Source organism: Flavobacterium sp. GT3R68, assembly GCF_007109225.1.
GTDB lineage: Bacteria > Bacteroidota > Bacteroidia > Flavobacteriales > Flavobacteriaceae > Flavobacterium.
This window is the reverse complement of record NZ_VJZK01000001.1, coordinates 690,499-710,396: the sequence shown is the minus strand read 5'-3', so window position 1 is coordinate 710,396 and position 19,898 is coordinate 690,499. Positions and strand designations below refer to the sequence as shown.

The following is a 19,898-nucleotide window of genomic DNA, read 5'->3' as shown; positions in this document are numbered from 1 at the left end:
ACAAGTGATTTTAAAAATATTGATTTCAAATTTTAGATACAGATCTAATCGAAATCTAAAAACTAAATACAATGAGCGATTCAAAAATAAAGATGGTGGAGCCGCCAGAAGGTGTTGTCGGTGAAGGTTTCTTCGCTACAAAACTGAATGACGTCGTAGGGATGGCAAGAGCCAATTCGCTTTGGCCATTGCCTTTTGCAACTTCATGTTGCGGAATTGAGTTCATGGCAACCATGGCTTCACATTATGATTTGGCACGATTTGGCTCTGAGCGTGTGAGTTTTTCTCCCCGTCAAGCGGATATGTTAATGGTGATGGGAACGATCTCCAAAAAAATGGCCCCAATTTTACGTCAGGTTTACGAACAAATGGCTGAGCCCCGTTGGGTGATTTCTGTTGGTGCCTGCGCCTGTTCAGGTGGTATTTTCGATACGTATTCTGTTTTGCAGGGAATCGATAAGGTTATTCCTGTTGACGTATACGTACCCGGATGTCCTCCAAGACCGGAACAAATCGTTGACGGCGTAATGAAATTACAGGAATTGGTACGAAACGAATCCGTTAGAAGAAGAAATTCTCCTGAATACAAAGAATTATTAGCCTCTTATAACATTAAATAATGGCTTTAGAAACAATCCAGATTCAAGATAAATTGACGGAAACATTTGGGGAAGATGTTTTTCATTTTAACCAGGAAAGAGATGTTTTTTCTTTTGAGGTTGCCGCCGATAAAATTACCGCAGTAATGCTTTTTTTGAAAAATGACGAAACCCTGCGTTTCAATTTTCTGACTGATTTATGCGGCATCCATTATCCGGATAATGAAATGCACAGACAATTTGCAGTGGTATATCACATGCATAACTGGTATGAGAACATCCGTATCAAAATCAGAACTTTTATTAGCGGCGAGAATCCGGAAATAAGAACGGTTTCCAATATTTTCTTATCGGCCAACTGGATGGAAAGAGAAACCTACGATTTTTATGGAATCAAATTCATAGGACATCCGCAATTGAAACGTATTTTGAATATGGATGAGATGACCTCATTTCCGATGAGAAAAGAATTCCCTATGGAAGATGGCGGAAGAACTGATAAAGACGATCGTTTTTTCGGAAGAACCGTAGACAATTACTAATATAATTTTTCACATTCTATAAATGTCAGAACTATTATTACCACCGGAGCATCGATATGCTGAAATTATAAAAAAGAGGATGAATGATGAAGGAAGCGAGCTTTCTGTTCTGAATTTAGGCCCTACACACCCGGCAACGCACGGAATCTTTCAGAACATCCTTTTAATGGATGGGGAAAGAATTTTAGAGGCCGAACCAACCATTGGCTACATTCACCGCGCCTTTGAAAAAATTGCGGAGAACCGTCCTTTTTACCAGATTACTCCCCTTACCGACCGAATGAACTACTGCTCCTCTCCTATAAACAATATGGGATGGTGGATGACATTGGAGAAATTATTAGGTGTTGAAGTTCCAAAAAGAGCGCAATATTTAAGGGTAATCGTAATGGAACTGGCTCGTATTACCGACCACTTGATCTGTAATTCGATTCTTGGTGTGGATACCGGAGCCTATACCGGATTTTTATATGTTTTCCAATTCCGTGAAAAAGTTTATGAGATCTATGAAGAAATCTGCGGAGCCCGTCTGACTACCAACATGGGAAGAATCGGTGGTTTCGAAAGAGATTGGTCACCGGAGGCATTTAGAAAATTAGATGTGTTTTTAGAAGAATTTCCGATTGCCTGGAAAGAATTCGAAAACCTGTTCGAAAGAAATAGAATATTTATTGACCGCACCGTTAATGTAGGCCCGATTTCTGCTGAAAAAGCAATTTCATACGGATTTACAGGTCCAAACCTGCGTGCTGCAGGAGTAGATTATGACGTTCGTGTCGCACACCCGTACAGTTCTTATGAAGATTTTGACTTTGTGGTTCCTGTCGGAAAATCAGGTGATACTTATGATCGTTTCTGCGTAAGAAATGCCGAAGTATGGGAAAGTCTGAGCATCATCAAACAAGCGTTAGCAAAAATGCCGGAAGGAAACGACTATCACGCTGAAGTTCCGGATTATTACCTTCCTCCAAAAGAAGACGTGTACACGACCATGGAATCCTTGATTTACCATTTCAAAATTGTAATGGGTGAAGTTCCGGTTCCGGTAGCAGAAATTTACCATGCAGTGGAAGGTGGAAACGGGGAACTTGGTTTTTACTTGGTTACTGACGGAAGCCGTACTCCTTACCGACTGCATTTCCGCAGACCTTGTTTTATTTATTATCAAGCCTATCCGGAAATGATCCAAGGTGCATTACTTTCTGATGCCATCGTAATATTGTCAAGTTTAAATGTAATTGCGGGAGAATTAGACGCATAAATTATGGAACACACAAATCAAACACAAAACATAAATATTACTGACGCTTTGATGACTCGCATCAATGAATTAATCAGTCATTATCCTTCCGATAAAAGAAAATCAGCCTTATTACCGGTTTTACATGAAGTTCAGGATGCTCACGACAACTGGTTGAGCATTGAACTAATGGACAGAGTTGCTGAAATTCTTCAGATCAAACCGATTGAAGTATATGAAGTAGCTTCTTTTTACTCTATGTACAATCAAAGACCAATTGGTAAATACATGTTCGAATTTTGCCAGACTTCCCCATGTTGTCTGAATGGAGTGGAGAATTTAATGGATTACACCTGTAACAAATTAGGCGTAAAAGTAGGCGAACCAACCCCAGACGGTATGTTTGAAGTACGTGGTGTTGAATGTTTAGGCGCTTGTGGTTATGCCCCGATGATGCAGTTGGGTGACTTTTATCAGGAACATCTGACGGAAGAAAAAATCGACCAGTTAATCGCTGATTGTAAAGACAATAAAATAATATTACACGATAAATAAGATGTCAAAAAAAATATTATTAGACAAAATAAATGTTCCGGGAATCAGAACCTATGAAGTATACCGTCAAAACGGAGGTTATGCTTCAGTGGAAAAAGCCATGAAAACAATGACACCCGATGAAGTGGTGGAAGAAGTAAAAACTTCCGGACTCAGAGGTCGTGGTGGCGCTGGATTTCCGGCAGGAATGAAATGGAGTTTTATTGATAAAAAATCAGGAAAACCAAGACATTTGGTTTGCAATGCCGACGAATCAGAGCCAGGAACTTTTAAAGACCGTTATCTGATGGAATTCATTCCTCACTTATTGATCGAGGGAATGATTACTTCCAGTTATGCTTTGGGCGCCAATTTATCGTACATCTATATTCGTGGAGAATATATGTGGATTTACAAAATTTTAGAAAGAGCTATTGCCGAAGCGAAAGCTGCTGGTTTTTTAGGAAAAAATATTTTAGGTTCGGGTTTTGATTTGGAATTATATGTCCAAATTGGTGCCGGAGCTTACATTTGTGGTGAAGAAACCGCATTAATTGAATCTCTGGAAGGAAAAAGAGGAAACCCAAGAATCAAGCCGCCATTTCCGGCAGTTTCGGGACTTTGGGCAAATCCTACGGTAGTAAACAATGTGGAAACCATTGCCGCTGTGCCGTGGATTGTAAATAATTCAGGTGCGGATTATGCCCGAATTGGAATTGGACGTTCTACCGGAACCAAATTAATTTCAGCATCAGGACACATCAAAAATCCGGGCGTTTATGAAATTGAATTGGGTTTATCGGTTTATGAATTTATGAATTCCGATGAGTATTTAGGCGGAATGAGTTCAGAGCGACCTTTAAAAGCATTTGTACCGGGAGGAAGTTCTGTGCCAATTTTACCTGCTCATTTAATCTACAAAACGGCAGCCGGAGAAGACCGATTGATGTCGTATGAATCTTTAAGCGATGGTGGATTTGCATCCGGATCGATGTTGGGTTCTGGCGGTTTTATAGTGTATAACGATACGTCCTGTATTGTTAGAAATACCTGGAATTTTTCAAGATTTTACCACCATGAAAGCTGTGGCCAATGTTCGCCTTGCCGCGAAGGAACCGGTTGGTTGGAAAAAGTATTGCACCGAATTGAAAACGGTCACGGCCGTGAAGAAGATATCGATTTGTTATGGAGCATTCAGAGTAAAATTGAAGGTAATACGATTTGTCCGCTTGGTGATGCAGCAGCATGGCCGGTAGCAGCAGCAATTCGTCATTTCAGGGACGAATTTGAATACCATGTCCGTTTCCCGGAAAAAATAAAAAACAGAGATCACTTTGTGGCGGAACCTTTTTCTAAAGTCATAATGTCGAATGTCTAAAAGTCTTAGCGGATTATAAATTGGGGAAATTCAATTCATTCGAAGAAATTAATTCTTGGCAAAAAGCAAGATTGTTTAATAAGAGGATTTACGAAATAACAGAAAATCAAACTTTTAAAAAAGATTTTGATTTAACAAGACAGATAAGAAGAGCATCAATTTCAATTTCTTCGAATATTGCAGAAGGATTTGAAAGGAGTACAGATATAGAATTTGTTTATTTCTTATACATTGCAAAAGCATCAGCAGGTGAAGTAAGATCTCAGTTGTACTTAGCACTGGATTTAAACTATATTTCAAAATTAGAATTTGAAGAGTTATTTGAGGATGTTTCAAACATTTCAAAGTTGATAAGTGGATTTATAAAATATTTAAATGATAGTCAAAAGTCATAAAGTCAAAAGTCATGTCGAAGGGCCCGGCATAAATGACATTAAGACGTTAAGACATTAAGACATTAAGACTTAATAAATGAAAGTAACCATAGACGGTCAGGAAATTGAAGTTGAAGCAGGAACCACCATCTTGCAAGCCGCCAGAAAAATTGGAGGCGAATCCGTACCACCAGCCATGTGCTATTATTCTAAATTAGAAGGTAGCGGTGGGAAATGTCGTTGTTGTTTGGTGGAAGTTTCCAAAGGAAGCGAAGCCGATCCAAGACCGATGCCAAAACTGATGGCTTCCTGCGTGACAGGATGTATGGACGGAATGGAAGTGAACAGTAAATCCTCCCCAAGAGTTGAAGAAGCAAGACAGTCGGTAACAGAATTTTTACTGATCAATCACCCATTGGACTGTCCGATTTGTGATCAGGCCGGTGAATGTGATTTACAGAATTTAAGTTTTGAACACGGAAAATCCAAAACCCGTTTCATCGAAGAAAAAAGAACATTCGAACCGGAAGATATTGGCCCTAACATCCAGTTGCACATGAATCGTTGTATTCTGTGTTACCGTTGTGTGATGGTAGCCGATCAATTGACTGACAATCGCGTTCATGGCGTGATGGACAGAGGAGATCATTCGAATATTTCAACTTGTATTTCCAAAGCCATCGATAATGAATTCTCCGGAAATATGATTGACGTTTGCCCTGTGGGTGCGTTAACTGACAAAACGTTCCGTTTCAAATCGAGAGTTTGGTTTAACAAACCGTATAATGCACACCGCGATTGCGATAAATGTTGCGGAAAAACGACCGTGTGGATGTTTGGTGATGAGATACAAAGGGTTACCGGAAGAAAAGATGAATACCATGAAGTAGAAGAATTTATCTGTAACGGTTGTCGTTTTGACCACAAAGACCCATCACACTGGGTTATTGAAGGACCGAGAATTTTCGAAAAGGATTCGGTTATCAACCAAAACAAATACGAGAAAAAATTAGAAACAGTTCATATCGCTACTGAAACAGGTATTTTGAAAGGTAGGGAGCAAGATCGTAAAAAAATAAGTATGCCTGCTGTTCCATTGAGTAAACAAGAAGAAGAAGAATTTAAAAAAGGGAATCTTTAATGGACAGTACAATTATTATAGAAAAAAGTATCATTATCACCGTAGTTTTCGCGATTACAATGATTATGGCTATGTATTCGACGTGGGCTGAACGTAAAGTAGCAGCTTTTCTACAAGATAGACAAGGGCCAAACCGTGCAGGTTGGGGTGGATTATTACAGCCGCTTGCCGATGGACTAAAATTATTCTCGAAAGAAGAATTTGAGCCCAACACTCCTAATAGATTCCTGTTTTTCCTAGGTCCGATTATCGCCATGAGTACCGCTTTAATGACGAGTGCCGTGATTCCCTGGGGGGACAAACTGCATGTTTTTGGCAGGGACGTCATCTTACAGGCAACCGATATTGATGTGGCCTTATTGTACATCTTCGGTGTAATTTCCGTTGGAGTATACGGTATCATGATTGGTGGCTGGGCCTCGAATAATAAATTTTCTTTGATGGGAGCGGTTCGTGCCGCTTCGCAAATGGTTTCGTATGAAGTGGCTATGGGACTTTCGATAATCGCCTTGTTGATGATGACCGGAACCTTGAGTCTGAGAGAAATATCGTTACAACAATCCGGGATGAACTGGAATGTATTTTATCAGCCGTTGTCGTTTTTGATCTTCTTGATTTGCGCTTTCGCCGAAACAAACAGGACGCCATTCGATTTAGCGGAATGTGAAAGCGAATTGATTGGTGGATACCACACCGAATATTCATCGATGAAAATGGGATTTTATTTATTTGCTGAATATGCGAATATGTTTATCTCTTCTACGATTTTAGCGGTATTGTTCTTTGGAGGTTACAATTATCCGGGAATGGAATGGATGGTGGAAAACGTAGGTGTCAATCCGGCGAATATTTTAGGGATTGTAGTGTTGTTTATCAAAATTTGCGCGTTTATTTTCTTCTATATGTGGGTGAGATGGACAATTCCAAGATTCCGTTACGACCAATTGATGCATTTGGGATGGAGAATATTGATTCCGTTGTCGATTGTCAATATTATGATTACCGGAATCGTAATTTTGAGAGGAGAAATAGCAGCCTATTTAGGATTATAAGCCCCCTAACCCCCGAAGGGGAAATATTAGGACTAAATATATAGAAATGCCTTAGCCCTGATAGCAGTGGAAATCCTTTTATACTGGACTTGTTTCAGGATCCTGAAACAAATCAGGATAAAAGATTGAAACGGAAAGCAGGAATAGCTTCAAATAAAAAATAAAAATAAAATGTCGATAGAAAACATATCCTTATCGGGAAGAAAGAAGCAAGTCTCTAACAAGGAGATGACCTTTTTGGAAAGAATGTATCTGATTGCGATTATCAAAGGTTTGATTATTACGATTAAACACTTGTTCCGCAGAAAAGTGACGATTCAGTACCCGGAACAGGTTCGGGAAATGAGTCCGGTGTACCGCGGTCAGCACCAGTTGAAGCGTGACGAACTGGGACGTGAAAACTGTACCGCCTGTGGTTTGTGTGCACTTTCCTGTCCGGCAGAAGCCATCACGATGAAAGCCGGGGAACGCCAGAAAGGCGAAGAATTGCTATATCGTGAAGAAAAATATGCGACAATATATGAAATCAATATGCTGCGTTGTATTTTCTGTGGATTGTGTGAGGAAGCGTGTCCGAAAGATGCCATTTACCTGACAACTTCCAAAGAACTGGTTCCTTCTAGTTATGAAAGAGAAGATTTTATTTTCGGAAAAGATAAATTAGTCATGCCTTTGGATGAAGCAATGAAAAATGCTCAAGCGAATGCCCAACTTAAAAACGTTAACTAATGTCGATTATACTTATTATATTTTGTGTTTTAGCTGCCATAACTTTGTCAACGGCATTTTTGACCATCTTTACCCGAAATCCGATTCATAGTGCCATTTACCTGGTAATTTGTTTTTTCTCCATCGCCGGACATTACCTATTACTGAATTCCCAGTTTCTTGCCATTGTTCACGTGATTGTGTATTCGGGTGCGATTATGATTCTGTTCCTGTTCACCATTATGTTGATGAACCTCAACAAAGAGGATGAAGTGCATAAACCGCGTGTAACCCGTTTGGGAGCCGTGGTGGTATTCTGTCTGACTTGTATGGTTTTAATTGCCATTTTTATCAACTCCAAACCTATTGTTGGAGAATACATCACGACCGGTGAAGATTACCAATCGATAAAAGTATTGGGTAGAGTCTTGCTCAACGAATATATGGTGCCTTTCGAATATGCTTCCATATTACTTTTGGTTGCGATGATCGGAACGGTTTTATTGTCTAAAAAAGAAAAATCAGCCAAATAATATGAATAATATTTTGAATCAAATTGGTATCGAAAATTATATCTTCCTGGCGGTAATACTCTTCAGTATTGGCGTATTTGGAGTTTTATACCGACGCAATGCCATTATCGTTTTTATGTCAATTGAAATCATGCTGAATGCCGTAAATCTTTTATTCGTGGCATTTTCAACCTATCATCAGGATGCTCAGGGACAAGTATTCGTATTCTTTTCGATGGCTGTGGCCGCCGCCGAAGTAGCTGTTGGATTGGCAATTCTGGTTTCGATTTATAGAAATTTAGGTTCGATTGATATCGATAATTTAAAAAACTTAAAAGGATAATCTTCAATGGATACAAGTTTAGCTTTAGTATTAGTAGCAGCTCCTTTTTTAGGATTTTTATTTAATGTTTTTTTAGGTAAAAAAGCAGGCAAAAGTATTGTCGGGATCGTAGGGACACTTTCAGTGGTGGTTTCTTTTGCGGTGACATTGTATTTTTTCATGCAAATCAACCAAACAGGACAGCCGATAGCCATCAATTTATTTGAATGGATTTCCTTGAAAAGCTTCAAAATCAATTTCGGATTCCTTTTGGACCAGCTTTCCTTGCTTTGGTTGCTTTTTGTAACAGGAATTGGAGCGTTGATCCATATGTATTCCATCAGTTACATGCACGATGACGAGAAAATGCATTCCTTTTTTGCATACTTAAACCTGTTTATTTTCTTCATGATTACGTTGGTAATGGGAAGCAATTTATTGGTGATGTTCATTGGTTGGGAAGGTGTTGGTCTTTGTTCCTATCTATTGATTGGTTTCTGGTACAAAAACCAGGATTTCAATGATGCGGCAAAAAAGGCTTTCATCATGAACAGAATCGGGGATTTGGGTTTCCTTATCGGAATCTTTATCGTGGGTTATTTGTTCTCTACCTTAGATTTTATGGAGCTTAAAGAAACGATTCTTGGCGGAACCAGCCGTGGAAATACAGTTTGGATTGCTTTGGCAGCCTTAGCTTTATTCATCGGTGCTTCCGGAAAATCGGCTCAGATTCCATTATACACGTGGTTGCCGGATGCAATGGCGGGACCTACACCGGTTTCAGCATTAATCCACGCGGCAACGATGGTTACCGCAGGTATCTTTATGATTACCCGTTTGAATTTCCTGTTTGAACTGGCACCGCAAATCCAGAATATCATTGCGATTGTTGGAGCCGTTACCGCTTTGGTAGCTGCTACTATTGGACTAGTTCAAAATGACATCAAGAAAGTATTGGCCTACTCTACCGTTTCACAATTGGGATTAATGTTCCTGGCCTTAGGATTAGGAGCTTATGAAGTAGCCGTTTTTCACGTTATCACGCATGCCTTTTTCAAAGCATGCCTGTTCCTGGGTTCGGGTTCGGTTATTCATGCCTTGTACGGAGAACAGGATATGCGCAGAATGGGTGGGCTGAAAAACGTAATGAAAATTACCTTTATCACATTCCTGATCGCGTCATTGGCTATATCAGGTATCCCTCCTTTTTCAGGATTCTTCTCGAAAGATGAAATTTTATTGGTCGCCTTTGAACACAATAAAGTGCTTTGGGTTATCGCTTCGATTGCTTCAATCATGACTGCTTTTTATATGTTCCGTTTGTTATATCTTACGTTCTTCAAGGAATTCAGAGGAACCGAAGAACAAAAACATCATTTGCATGAAAGCCCAGGTTTAATCACTTTCCCCTTAATCGTATTGGCTATTTTAGCGGCCGTGGGCGGATTGATCAGTTTACCGGGCAACAGTTGGCTGAACCATTATTTAGCTCCGATTTTACCGGAAGAAATCCATGAAGCACATGCTTTCGGTACTACCGAATACATGCTGATGGCCATTGCCGTTGTGGGCGGTCTGCTCGGAATCGGGATAGCATACACCAAATATATCAAGCAGGCTCAAGTTCCTAACGAAGACAGTGAAATTACCGGTTTCTCCAAAGTTTTATACAACAAATATTATGTGGATGAAGCTTATGAATTCCTATTTGTAAAACCTGTTAATGCGCTATCCAGATTCTTCAGGGATTATGTGGAAACCGCTTTATCAGCCTTTGTTTTCGGATTTGCAAAGGTAACCAACGCTATCGGGACACAAGGAAAGACATTACAGAGCGGAAATATCGGACTGTATCTTTTCGCCTTTGTTTTAGGAGTTTGCGCAATATTAACCTGTTTATTTATAGCACAATAATTTTACATAATGGATGTAACTTATATATTAATTCTACTTTTAGCTGGCGCTTTCGCCACTTATTTCTCAGGCGATAAATGGGCTCCAAAAGTAGCTTTGTTCTTTAGCCTAATTGCTTTGGGAGGTTCCTTATGTTTGCTGAGCCAATACAATTCAGGACATGAGATCGGATTTATCCGACTTTGGATCAGTAAACCCCGAATCTTTTTTGCATTACAAGTGGACGGACTTGCTTTGGCCATGTTATTACTGACCACGGCCTTGACACCGATTATAATCTATTCCTCATTTGGAAATACCTATAAAAACGCCAAGAATTTCTATGCATTAATCCTATTCATGACATTTGCCATGGCGGGTACATTCCTTGCTGCGGATGGGTTTTTATATTATATTTTCTGGGAATTGGCATTGATTCCAATATACTTCATCGCATTGCTTTGGGGTAACGGGGATGCCGAAGAACGGAAAAAAGCCGTGTTAAAATTCTTTATTTACACACTTGCCGGTTCTTTATTCATGTTAGTGGCCTTTGCTTATTTATACAACAAATCCGGAAGCTTTTTAGTGGGTGATTTGACCCGATTGATGTTATCCTCAACGGAACAATTCTGGATATTCCTCGCTTTCTTCCTAGCGTATGCAATCAAGATTCCATTGATTCCTTTCCATACCTGGCAGGCAACCGTATACCAAAAAGCCCCAACAGTCGGAACCATGCTGTTATCCGGTATCATGTTGAAAATGGGATTGTATAGCGTTCTTCGTTGGCAGCTGCCTATTGCGCCTTTAGCGGCTAAAGAATACATGTACATTTTCATCGGATTGGGAATTGCTGGTGTCATCTATGGTTCTATCGTAGCCTTGAGACAAAAGGATCTTAAGAAACTATTAGCCTATTCTTCTTTAGCGCACGTTGGATTAATTGCAGCGGGTTCTTATACATTAACATTGGACGGATTGCGAGGAGCGGTTTTACAAATGATTGCCCACGGTTTCGTTATCGTAGGATTGTTTTTTGCAGCTGAAATAATCTTCAGAAGATACGAAACCAACTCCATTTCGGAAATGGGTGGTATCCGTAGCCAATCCCCAAAATTCACGTCCATGTTCATGATTCTGGTTTTGGCATCTGTGGCACTACCATCTACGTTCAACTTTATTGGGGAATTTACCGTATTGTACAGTCTTTCCCAAATCAACATCTGGTTTGCGATTTTGGGAGGAACCACCATTATTTTCGGAGCCTATTATATGTTGAAAATGTTCCAGCATGTGATGCTGGGAGAAACAAACGCTAAAATATTCAAGGATGTAACTTTCAATGAAGGATTGTCATTGGTAATTATCATTGCCGTTTTGTTCTTCTTTGGGATGTATCCAAAACCGATTATCGATATGATTACGCCAAGTCTTGAAAACATCTTATTACAAATAAACCGATTTAACTAAGTCAAATAAAAAATGAATACATTAATAGCTATAACAGGATTAGGTGTTTTATGCCTTTTATTTGAAATTTTAAATCTGAGAAAAGCATTGGTTCCGATTACCATCATCGGACTGTTGGCCGTTTTGGGTCTGAACATATCCGAATTTAATACCCCTGCGAACTATTACAACAACATGATTGTTGTCAGCAAATTCTCAGTGGCATTCTCGAGTTTATTCATCGTATTGACCATATTTTTAGTGGCTTTGAGTCATGATGTTTATGAAAATCATCAGACCAAAATCTCTGATTTCATTGCCATAAAAGTATTTTTACTATCCGGAGCCGTAGCCATGGTATCGTTCGGGAACCTTTCAATGTTCTTCCTGGGCATTGAAGTGTTGTCTATTTCCTTATATATCTTGGCGGCAAGCAACCGATTGAGTCTTAAAAGTAATGAGGCGGGAATGAAATATTTCCTGATGGGTTCGTTTGCTTCCGGAATCATATTATTCGGTATCTGTTTGATTTACGGGGCGATGGGAACTTTTGACGTGGCAGAAATTAGTGAATTATCAAGATCGGCTGAATTACCGAGTTGGTTCTTTATCGGAATTGTATTGGTTACTATCGGAATGTTGTTTAAAGTGGCTGCAGTTCCATTTCATTTCTGGGCACCGGATGTATACCAAGGTTCTCCAACTTTGATTACCACGGTAATGAGTACGTTGGCTAAAGTTGTGGCTATCGCGACATTATACAAGTTACTGACAGCCATGAATGCGGATATTACGTATCGTTTCGAAATCATCATTGTAGTCATTTCTATTGCCTCGATGACTGTTGGGAATATTATGGCCCTGAGACAAAGCAATGTGAAACGTATGTTGGCTTTCTCCGGAATCTCACATGCCGGATTTATGTTGATGGCATTATTGAGCATCAGCACGTCATCCAGTAGCTTATTATATTATGCGTCTGCCTATTCATTGTCCGGAATTGCTGCGTTCAGCGTGATTTTATATGTTTGTAAAAATAAAGACAACGAAGAAATTTTCAATTTCAACGGACTTGGAAAAACGAACCCGGTTTTAGCTGCCGTACTTACTGCCGCTTTGCTCTCGATGGGTGGAATTCCGATTTTCTCCGGATTTTTTGCAAAATTCATATTGTTCAGCCAGACCATTGAAGCCGGTTATCTGGTAGTCGTTATTGCTGCGGTGATTAATTCCATCATCAGTATTGGCTACTATTTCAAACTGATTTTGGCAATGTATACCAAAGAACCAAATGAAGAAACCCAAAAAACACCGTTTGTATTTTATGCGGTAGGTGTAGTATCGATACTATTAAATATTATTATAGGTCTGTTCCCTTCCCTGGTAATGAACATATTGGGATAAAATTATACAACTTATAGAAAATCCATTAAGAGCAATTTTGATGGATTTTTTATTTCCTATAACTCTATGGCGATTCCTAATAAAAACCTAAAGTCAAATCAGCTGCAAAAGGAATTGACTACATTTGTATATACAAATAATAAGTTTTATGGAAAATAAATTAAAAATACAAATCTGGTCCGATGTCATGTGTCCTTATTGTTATATTGGAAAAAGAAGAATTGAGGGTGCTCTGTCGCTTTTTGAACATAAGGATGCCGTCGAGATCGAATGGAAAAGCTTTCAGCTGGATGCCAATTTTATCGCATCACCAGACGACAACACTATCGATCATTTAGCAAAAAAATATCAAAAAGATACCGCTTGGGCCAAAGAAATGGTAGCAAATATGACTCAGAACGCAAAAAATTCAGGGTTAGACTTTCATTTTGAAAAAGCAGTTCTTGCCAACTCTTTCGATGCACACCGTCTGTTGCACCTGGCAAAAAAGCATAACCTACAGAATGAATTGGAAGAACAATTATTTAAAGCGTATTTAACCGATGGTAAAGACATCAATGATGTAATAACGTTAATCAAACTTGGACAGCAAGTCGGACTTGAAACCGAAGCAATTGAGCAAGTTCTTCATTCTGAAGCTTACGCGAACGAAGTGAAACAAGACATCGAAGAAGCAAACGCCCTAGGAGTACAGGGTGTTCCCTTTTTTGTTTTTGACAATAAATATGCCATTTCCGGAGCACAACACGTGGAGACTTTTGTGAAAACTCTTGAAAAAGTATGGGAAGAAGGGAAATTTGATTCAGAAGTGACGCTATTGAAAGACTCCCCAGCCAATAGTTGTGATATCAATGCATGTGATTAAATCAGTGCTGGACTAGCCCTGATAAAAGCGGCATCCTTTTATTTTTTTCTTTAAAAAATAAAAAATAAAGCGGATTGCTTCGCCAGTTCGGCCTTCAGCCTCGGGTGCAGGATATAGCTTCAAAAAATGGTTTAAAACTAAACCAGTTTAAATAGAAAAAACCCCTTCTTTCGAAGAGGTTTTTTACGTACCCGGAGCCGGAATTGAAACCCCTCGATTCCTCCATTTTACTAAACAACCAAAAACATTACAATAAATACTTAAAAACCCTTATTTTTAGATACATTACAGCATATTTAAAACAAACATATTGCCTAATGAAATTTAATAAAATAGAATGAAATCTCAAAACGGTTGGGCAACGGTTGGGCAACTTTGTGAAATCTAGTACAAATTTCATTACTTTTGAAGTGTTCAAAAGTTCAACCGTTCAAAAGTTATAAAATGGCAACAATTCAATACCGATTAAGAAGCAAGGCAAATAAAAACGTTTCCATAAAAATTCGTTTATCAATCAATCGAGATAACGTATTTGAGCTAAATACAGGCTTTACAATCAACCCAAACAACTGGAGTGAGCCAAATGGACTGCCAAAGCAAACTCTTGCAGAAAACAAACGATTATCTAATAACCTTAAAAAGTTAGAAACCTTTGTTTTAACCAACCTCAACACCGATTTAGGCAAAAGTGTTTTAATAGATGCTTTATGGCTCGAAACTAAAATAAATGATTGTTTTGAACGTATTGAGAAAACAGATACAGGATTGATAGTAAATTACATTCAGGACATTATCGACAATGCGAGTACACGAAAAGTAAAAATAAAAGGCGGTCATAAGCTGGGGTTGTCAAAAAGCAGAGAAAACAGTTTTATCTCAACTAAAAGTATAATTTCAGAATATCAAACCAAAACAAAAAAGCAAATCCACTTTATTGATATTAACGAAACCCTGATTGATAAGTTTACAAACTGGCTAATCAAAACAAAAAAATATGCTGTAAATACAGCTTCAAAACATATTGCAAATATTAAAACAATTAGTATTGAAGCAGAAAAAAAAGGCATTCAAGTTAACCCATTTGCAAAGCAAATTACTATTTTTTCAGAAAGAGACGAAGACCGATTTATACAAACTTTGTCCTTTGAGGAATTGGAAATCATTAGAACCGCCGACATAAAAGGCGAGGCGTACAACAACGCCCGCAAATGGGTGCTATTTGGGTGCGAAATTGGGCAACGTGGAGGCGACTTAATGGATATTACTAAAGAGAATATTCGATATAGTAAAGGAAATATGTATTTAGATATAATACAGCAAAAAACAAAAAAAGAGGTTACAATTGGTATTAAAGCACCTCACGTTATTGACATAATAGAAAACAGTTTCCCTTATAAAATAAGCACTCAAAAATTGAATCTTTACATTAAAGAAGTTTGCAAAATTGCAAAAATTGAAACCCTTACCGAGGGCAAAATATTTGATGCAAAAACAGGGCGTAAAGAGCTGAAATTTTATGAAAAACATAAATTGATAACCTCGCATAGTTTTAGGCGTTCTTTTGCTACTAATTACTATAAAATTGTACCAACAGCAGTGCTAATTGGAATAACTGGACATTCTAAAGAAAGTTTATTTTTAACCTATATCAATAAAAGTGAAGACAAAGACAGCAACGCCGATTTATTTATGAAGTTTTACGAAACCATAAACAAAGACAAAAAACCGGAAATGAAGTTGATTAAAAACGGAACTGACAACTAAATATGACCATTTAAGGAACCTAATAAGAAAGCAATGCAAATAGATGAACCTTACCAAAAAATTATGCTGGACTTTGAAACAAAACTATTATTAGAAAATGAGTACATCAGCGACAGACTGACATTTTTAATTGATAATGATGGAAAAACAGAAAATGATTTCATTGCAAGTAAAATTGAAAGTATCAATTTTCAGATTAAAGAAAGACAAAGAAAATTTAATTTGCCGGATAATGAATTCTATCAAGAATTTAGAAATGAACAAGAAGAAATATTTATTAATAATGGCGATGAAGCAGAAAACATAAAAGAATTTTTTGAAAACAGAAATTCCTATCACAAAGTTTATTATCATCGAGATAACTATATTGATTTAGAATTGATTTTCTATAAAATAAAACTTAACGGCTTACCAAAGATTGAAGTATCAAAACCAACAGTAAAACAGTCTTTTGAAATAGGACTATTATTTGCAAAGGGAGAAGTATATTCTAAATTAGACCCGAAAAAAGGTTTTCGTTATTATCATTTAACAAAAGAATTTGAAAACCCTACACAATTATCAAAACATTTAAAACTTTCTAGGCAATATATAAACGATAGTATGAAAGAAAGTGAATCACATCACAATATTTATAAAAACATTAAACAGATGAAAGAGATTGTTAATTATTGCGAAGAAAACAAAATAGATATTTGCGAAAGTTTTAAAAGTAAATACTTGTCAATAGTAGACAAACAATCGTAATCAAATATTGCACAAATTCTGCACAAGTGCAGTGATATATAAAACTGGAAATAGAATCAATTTTGCCAAAGCATTAACAAACAAATACTTTGCAAGATGGCACAAATTCAATTTATCAGTACTAGCCCGCAGGAACTTCAAACCCAAATTAGCGGGGAAATTAAAATCCAACTAGACGAATTTCTTAAAAATTTCGCGCCGAAACAACCAAATGACTATCTGACAAGAAAACAGGTAAGTGAAATGTTTGATGTGGATATTTCAACAGTAGCAAACTGGCAAAAAAACGGCAAATTACGACCTCTAGGAATATCGGGGCGTGTTTACTTCCTACGTTCCGAAGTAGAAGCAAGTTTAACACCATTAAACGGCTAAGCCAATCATTTAATTTATCGAAACATTAGGGCAACAAAAAAGGGAGTTGTTCACGCTCCCTTATACTTTGTTCAAAAGTTAGTTTCACAAGGCAATTGTAAAACCGTTTTCAAAGATAATATTAATGGTAGATTACACAAAAATATACCTCTTAAATATTGATACTCAAAAGTTGCTAAAATTAAAAGTCCTGGACTTTAAAAGCACAATTTCAAAAACTACTGGCGAAATTAACGAAAGTGTTTTTATTGCGAAATATCACTTTTGCGAAATCACTATTCAGAGAATTAAAGAAGAAGGCAAACCCGAAAGAACTCACGTGTTTTTTGTAGGCAGTATTCATAAAATGTGGAATGAACTCAACGGAATAAAAGCACCCAATTACGACGAAAAGAAATTGTATAAGGGATTTAATGGCAATCAATTTACACTAAACAACATTGTTGAGGTTAGAACTCATTTAGAAGATTTATTTGACTGTAAAGCATCTCAAATGATTTTTCAGAACATCGAATTTGGAGTAAATATAATATTAGATTACAACCCTATATTGTTTATAAAAGGGTTGCTATATCGCAAAAACATAATGTTTGAGTTTAGTCATCACGGTAATAGTTCAAAAGTAATATACTGTAATTATTTACTCAAGATTTACAGTAAATTATATCAATACGATATGGCAGAAAATGTAATCCGTATAGAGTTGAAAACCCTAAAAATGGATGGGCTAAAAGACAAAAACATTGTCATTGATATTAAGACGTTTGAGGACATAAACGAAAACACCTTGGATAAAGTTTCAAAGTTGCTTATAAAGAGGTTCAACGAAATTAGACATTATGATTACTCCATCGACAAAAAGAAGCTTACAGAACACAAGTTAAATGCGTTGAGGGATTATTCCAACCCTAGGTATTGGATTAATGATTTAGAACCAAATGATAGGGATCGACATTTGAAAAGATTAGACAGCATCACGACTAAATTTTCAAAAAAAAGGTTTCAAAAAATCCTGATTGAGATTGAAAAAAAGTGTAGCACGGTTAACCAACTTTTTGATAATAAAACTAGAGAAGAAATTAATAAAAAGTGTAGCACGATTAACCGTGTTTTTGAAAACCCATTCTGTAGCACGCTTAACCTCTTGGATAAAGAGTTAAACATTATACAAAATACTTTCAAAAAAGAGATTGAAAAAGAGCCTAAAAAGGATGAGTTCGCAAAACCGTTTTCGAGCTATCAGGAGCAAAAGAAAACCATTGCAGAATACAATCGTTTGACAGTTCAAAATTACAATACAAAATACAATCAATAAGCTACACTAATATTTATACAGTTTAATTAGATAATTGCTTTATATTCGTGGTATGAAATAAAAAAATATTTACATATCGGCGTACTTATTCTTGTTAGCAAAACCGGCCAAGTTAAAAAATAACACAAATGAATAAGAATTGCACACGCAAAGGCGTGGGCTTTCTTATTTTGTGTTTGCGTTCTTGGTCGGACGTTGCTAGCAGATAGGAAATGTCCCACGCTGATTATTTTTACCAACTTCTACTTTGGGACATTTGGAAATAATAATTAAAAAATGGAAATACCTAAAAAAACAAGTACTACAAAAAAAACAATTCTACTTTTTTTCTTTTTTTCATTGAACATATTGACATACGGACAAAAGAAAACTCCAATAATACAACACATATCTAGCTATATTATAACTAAGTCGGATACGATAAAAGTACAACGGTTAAATGGCACAGAATATCATAAACTAATGGAATTTGAATCACGTTCAGATTCACGTGGATATTATTGGCCACTTTTAGACGCCGTTAGAAGTATTGAGGGGTATTTAGAAGCCCGAAGTAAAGGAGAAATTCCTGATAATCCGAATGACATAGAAGTACGTTTTAACAACTTAACTCAAACTGCGAAGGCTTATAGCGTATATTTTGATTTAGAAAATTATAAAAAAGAGAGTTTTTATTATAAAATACAAGAAGAAAAAACAAAAGAAAGAATTAAAGAACATAACGAGCAAACGAAAAGGGAAGAAGAACTAAAAAGGCAAAGAATTTCCGACATGCTCTTGGCTAAAAAAAAGAATGACAGCATATTTGTTATTGAAAGAAGACAAGGAGAAATAAAAGATTCAATAGAATATATAAAGCAAAAAAAAATAAATGAGGCTAAAGAAAAAGAACGGCGAAAACAAGACGTTAAAATAAAAATTGCACAAAAAAAGCACGAAATTGAAAAGCAAACAAAGAGCAAATTAGAGAACGAAAAAAAGAAAAATCAAAGAAGAGAGGATATAATTAATAAATATGGTTTAGAAAATGGAGAGGCTATTTTAAATCATAAGGTTAAAATTGGATGGACAAAATCAATGTGCATTGCTTCATGGGGCAAACCACGGGATATAAACCGCACTACAACTCCATACGGTAATCATGAACAATATGTTTATAGTTTAAAAAAGTATTTATATTTTGAAAATGGTATTTTAATAACTATTCAAGATTAGCAACTAAATTGCCTGATATTATTCTATAAACTGCATAAGCTAAAGAACATTCATATATTAATTCAATAAATAAATTACAGAAAAATGAGATGTAGTAACTGCGGAAAAGAAACGCCATTTAGTGGTAATGTGTGCCATTGGTGCAATAATGACAAAGCAAAAGACCAGCAAACACACATCAAGATAGTAGTTGTATCAATAATCATAGTGTTTATAATATGGATGTGTATTTAACAATGGCACTATTCGATAAACTGTGTAAGTCTAAGATAAAAGGTACTGTAAACTGTTTCATTATTATTACCGCAATAAGGTTGCATTGCATTTTAAAAACACCGACACCTTTTTTTAACAATGCAACAAATCCTATTAATAAATTACAATGTTCTGTTGCAGTTTATTAGTAGGATTTACTATTTTAAAACAAGTGTTAGGATTGTTATAATTGAGTTTAGCGGTAAAATTT

At 36.8% G+C, this 19,898-nt stretch carries 20 protein-coding genes; all 20 read left to right on the top strand.

Annotated features, from left to right (window positions below; all coding sequences use genetic code 11):
- Positions 1–71 precede the first annotated feature (71 nt).
- The 20 genes from FNW07_RS03025 to FNW07_RS02930 all read left to right on the top strand — a co-directional run bounded on the left by FNW07_RS03025 (position 72) and on the right by FNW07_RS02930 (position 19,432).
- Entirely contained in the window at positions 72–620 is a 549-nt protein-coding gene (locus FNW07_RS03025; protein WP_126744669.1) for an NADH-quinone oxidoreductase subunit B, read from the top strand.
- On the top strand, positions 620–1,141 hold the full coding sequence (locus FNW07_RS03020) for an NADH-quinone oxidoreductase subunit C (protein ID WP_126744668.1): 522 nt from the start codon (positions 620–622) through the stop codon (positions 1,139–1,141). The genes FNW07_RS03025 and FNW07_RS03020 overlap by 1 nt, the downstream gene beginning before the upstream one ends.
- A gap of 22 nt (positions 1,142–1,163) precedes the next feature.
- Entirely contained in the window at positions 1,164–2,402 is a 1,239-nt protein-coding gene (locus tag FNW07_RS03015) for an NADH-quinone oxidoreductase subunit D (RefSeq protein WP_126744667.1), read from the top strand.
- 3 nt (positions 2,403–2,405) lie between these two features.
- Positions 2,406–2,936 (top strand): NAD(P)H-dependent oxidoreductase subunit E, encoded by a 531-nt coding sequence (locus FNW07_RS03010; RefSeq protein WP_126744666.1) that lies wholly within the window; start codon positions 2,406–2,408, stop codon positions 2,934–2,936.
- A gap of 1 nt (position 2,937) precedes the next feature.
- Positions 2,938–4,293 carry an NADH-quinone oxidoreductase subunit NuoF gene (gene nuoF / locus FNW07_RS03005; RefSeq protein WP_126744665.1) on the top strand — a complete coding sequence of 452 codons (1,356 nt, stop codon included), beginning with the start codon at positions 2,938–2,940 and terminating at the stop codon, positions 4,291–4,293.
- A gap of 20 nt (positions 4,294–4,313) precedes the next feature.
- Entirely contained in the window at positions 4,314–4,688 is a 375-nt protein-coding gene (locus FNW07_RS03000; RefSeq protein ID WP_126744664.1) for a four helix bundle protein, read from the top strand.
- Positions 4,689–4,764: 76 nt separating this feature from the next.
- On the top strand, positions 4,765–5,808 hold the full coding sequence (locus FNW07_RS02995; RefSeq protein ID WP_126744663.1) for a 2Fe-2S iron-sulfur cluster-binding protein: 1,044 nt from the start codon (positions 4,765–4,767) through the stop codon (positions 5,806–5,808).
- Positions 5,808–6,860 (top strand): NADH-quinone oxidoreductase subunit NuoH, encoded by a 1,053-nt coding sequence (gene nuoH / locus FNW07_RS02990; protein ID WP_126744662.1) that lies wholly within the window; start codon positions 5,808–5,810, stop codon positions 6,858–6,860. The genes FNW07_RS02995 and nuoH overlap by 1 nt, the downstream gene beginning before the upstream one ends.
- A 171-nt stretch (positions 6,861–7,031) precedes the next feature.
- Positions 7,032–7,589, top strand: a complete 558-nt coding sequence (locus FNW07_RS02985) for an NADH-quinone oxidoreductase subunit I (RefSeq protein ID WP_126744661.1) — start codon at positions 7,032–7,034, stop codon at positions 7,587–7,589.
- Positions 7,589–8,101, top strand: coding sequence for an NADH-quinone oxidoreductase subunit J (locus tag FNW07_RS02980; RefSeq protein ID WP_126744660.1), 513 nt, complete (start codon positions 7,589–7,591; stop codon positions 8,099–8,101). Before FNW07_RS02985 ends, FNW07_RS02980 begins: the two co-directional genes overlap by 1 nt.
- Position 8,102: 1 nt before the next feature.
- Complete coding sequence (gene nuoK / locus FNW07_RS02975; protein ID WP_126744659.1) at positions 8,103–8,423, top strand: NADH-quinone oxidoreductase subunit NuoK; 321 nt, start codon at positions 8,103–8,105, stop codon at positions 8,421–8,423.
- A gap of 6 nt (positions 8,424–8,429) precedes the next feature.
- A complete protein-coding gene (nuoL, locus tag FNW07_RS02970) occupies positions 8,430–10,316 on the top strand; it encodes an NADH-quinone oxidoreductase subunit L (RefSeq protein WP_126744658.1) in 1,887 nt (628 codons plus the stop codon).
- A 9-nt stretch (positions 10,317–10,325) separates the two neighbouring features.
- Positions 10,326–11,768 (top strand): NuoM family protein, encoded by a 1,443-nt coding sequence (locus FNW07_RS02965; RefSeq protein ID WP_126744657.1) that lies wholly within the window; start codon positions 10,326–10,328, stop codon positions 11,766–11,768.
- A gap of 12 nt (positions 11,769–11,780) precedes the next feature.
- A complete protein-coding gene (locus tag FNW07_RS02960; protein WP_126744656.1) occupies positions 11,781–13,151 on the top strand; it encodes an NADH-quinone oxidoreductase subunit N in 1,371 nt (456 codons plus the stop codon).
- Between the two features lie 148 nt (positions 13,152–13,299).
- The gene (locus tag FNW07_RS02955) at positions 13,300–14,016 is read left to right on the top strand and encodes a DsbA family protein (protein ID WP_126744655.1); all 717 of its coding nucleotides are present in this window, start codon (positions 13,300–13,302) and stop codon (positions 14,014–14,016) included.
- Between the two features lie 444 nt (positions 14,017–14,460).
- Positions 14,461–15,780: a phage integrase SAM-like domain-containing protein gene (locus FNW07_RS02950; protein WP_126744654.1), complete on the top strand. Its 1,320-nt coding sequence runs from the start codon at positions 14,461–14,463 to the stop codon at positions 15,778–15,780.
- Positions 15,781–15,813: 33 nt separating this feature from the next.
- Entirely contained in the window at positions 15,814–16,527 is a 714-nt protein-coding gene (locus FNW07_RS02945; protein WP_126744653.1) for a hypothetical protein, read from the top strand.
- Positions 16,528–16,623: 96 nt separating this feature from the next.
- Positions 16,624–16,902 carry a helix-turn-helix domain-containing protein gene (locus FNW07_RS02940; RefSeq protein WP_126744652.1) on the top strand — a complete coding sequence of 93 codons (279 nt, stop codon included), beginning with the start codon at positions 16,624–16,626 and terminating at the stop codon, positions 16,900–16,902.
- 124 nt (positions 16,903–17,026) lie between these two features.
- Positions 17,027–18,217 (top strand): hypothetical protein, encoded by a 1,191-nt coding sequence (locus tag FNW07_RS02935; protein ID WP_126744651.1) that lies wholly within the window; start codon positions 17,027–17,029, stop codon positions 18,215–18,217.
- A gap of 276 nt (positions 18,218–18,493) precedes the next feature.
- Positions 18,494–19,432, top strand: a complete 939-nt coding sequence (locus tag FNW07_RS02930) for a hypothetical protein (RefSeq protein WP_126744650.1) — start codon at positions 18,494–18,496, stop codon at positions 19,430–19,432.
- Positions 19,433–19,898: the final 466 nt, after the last annotated feature.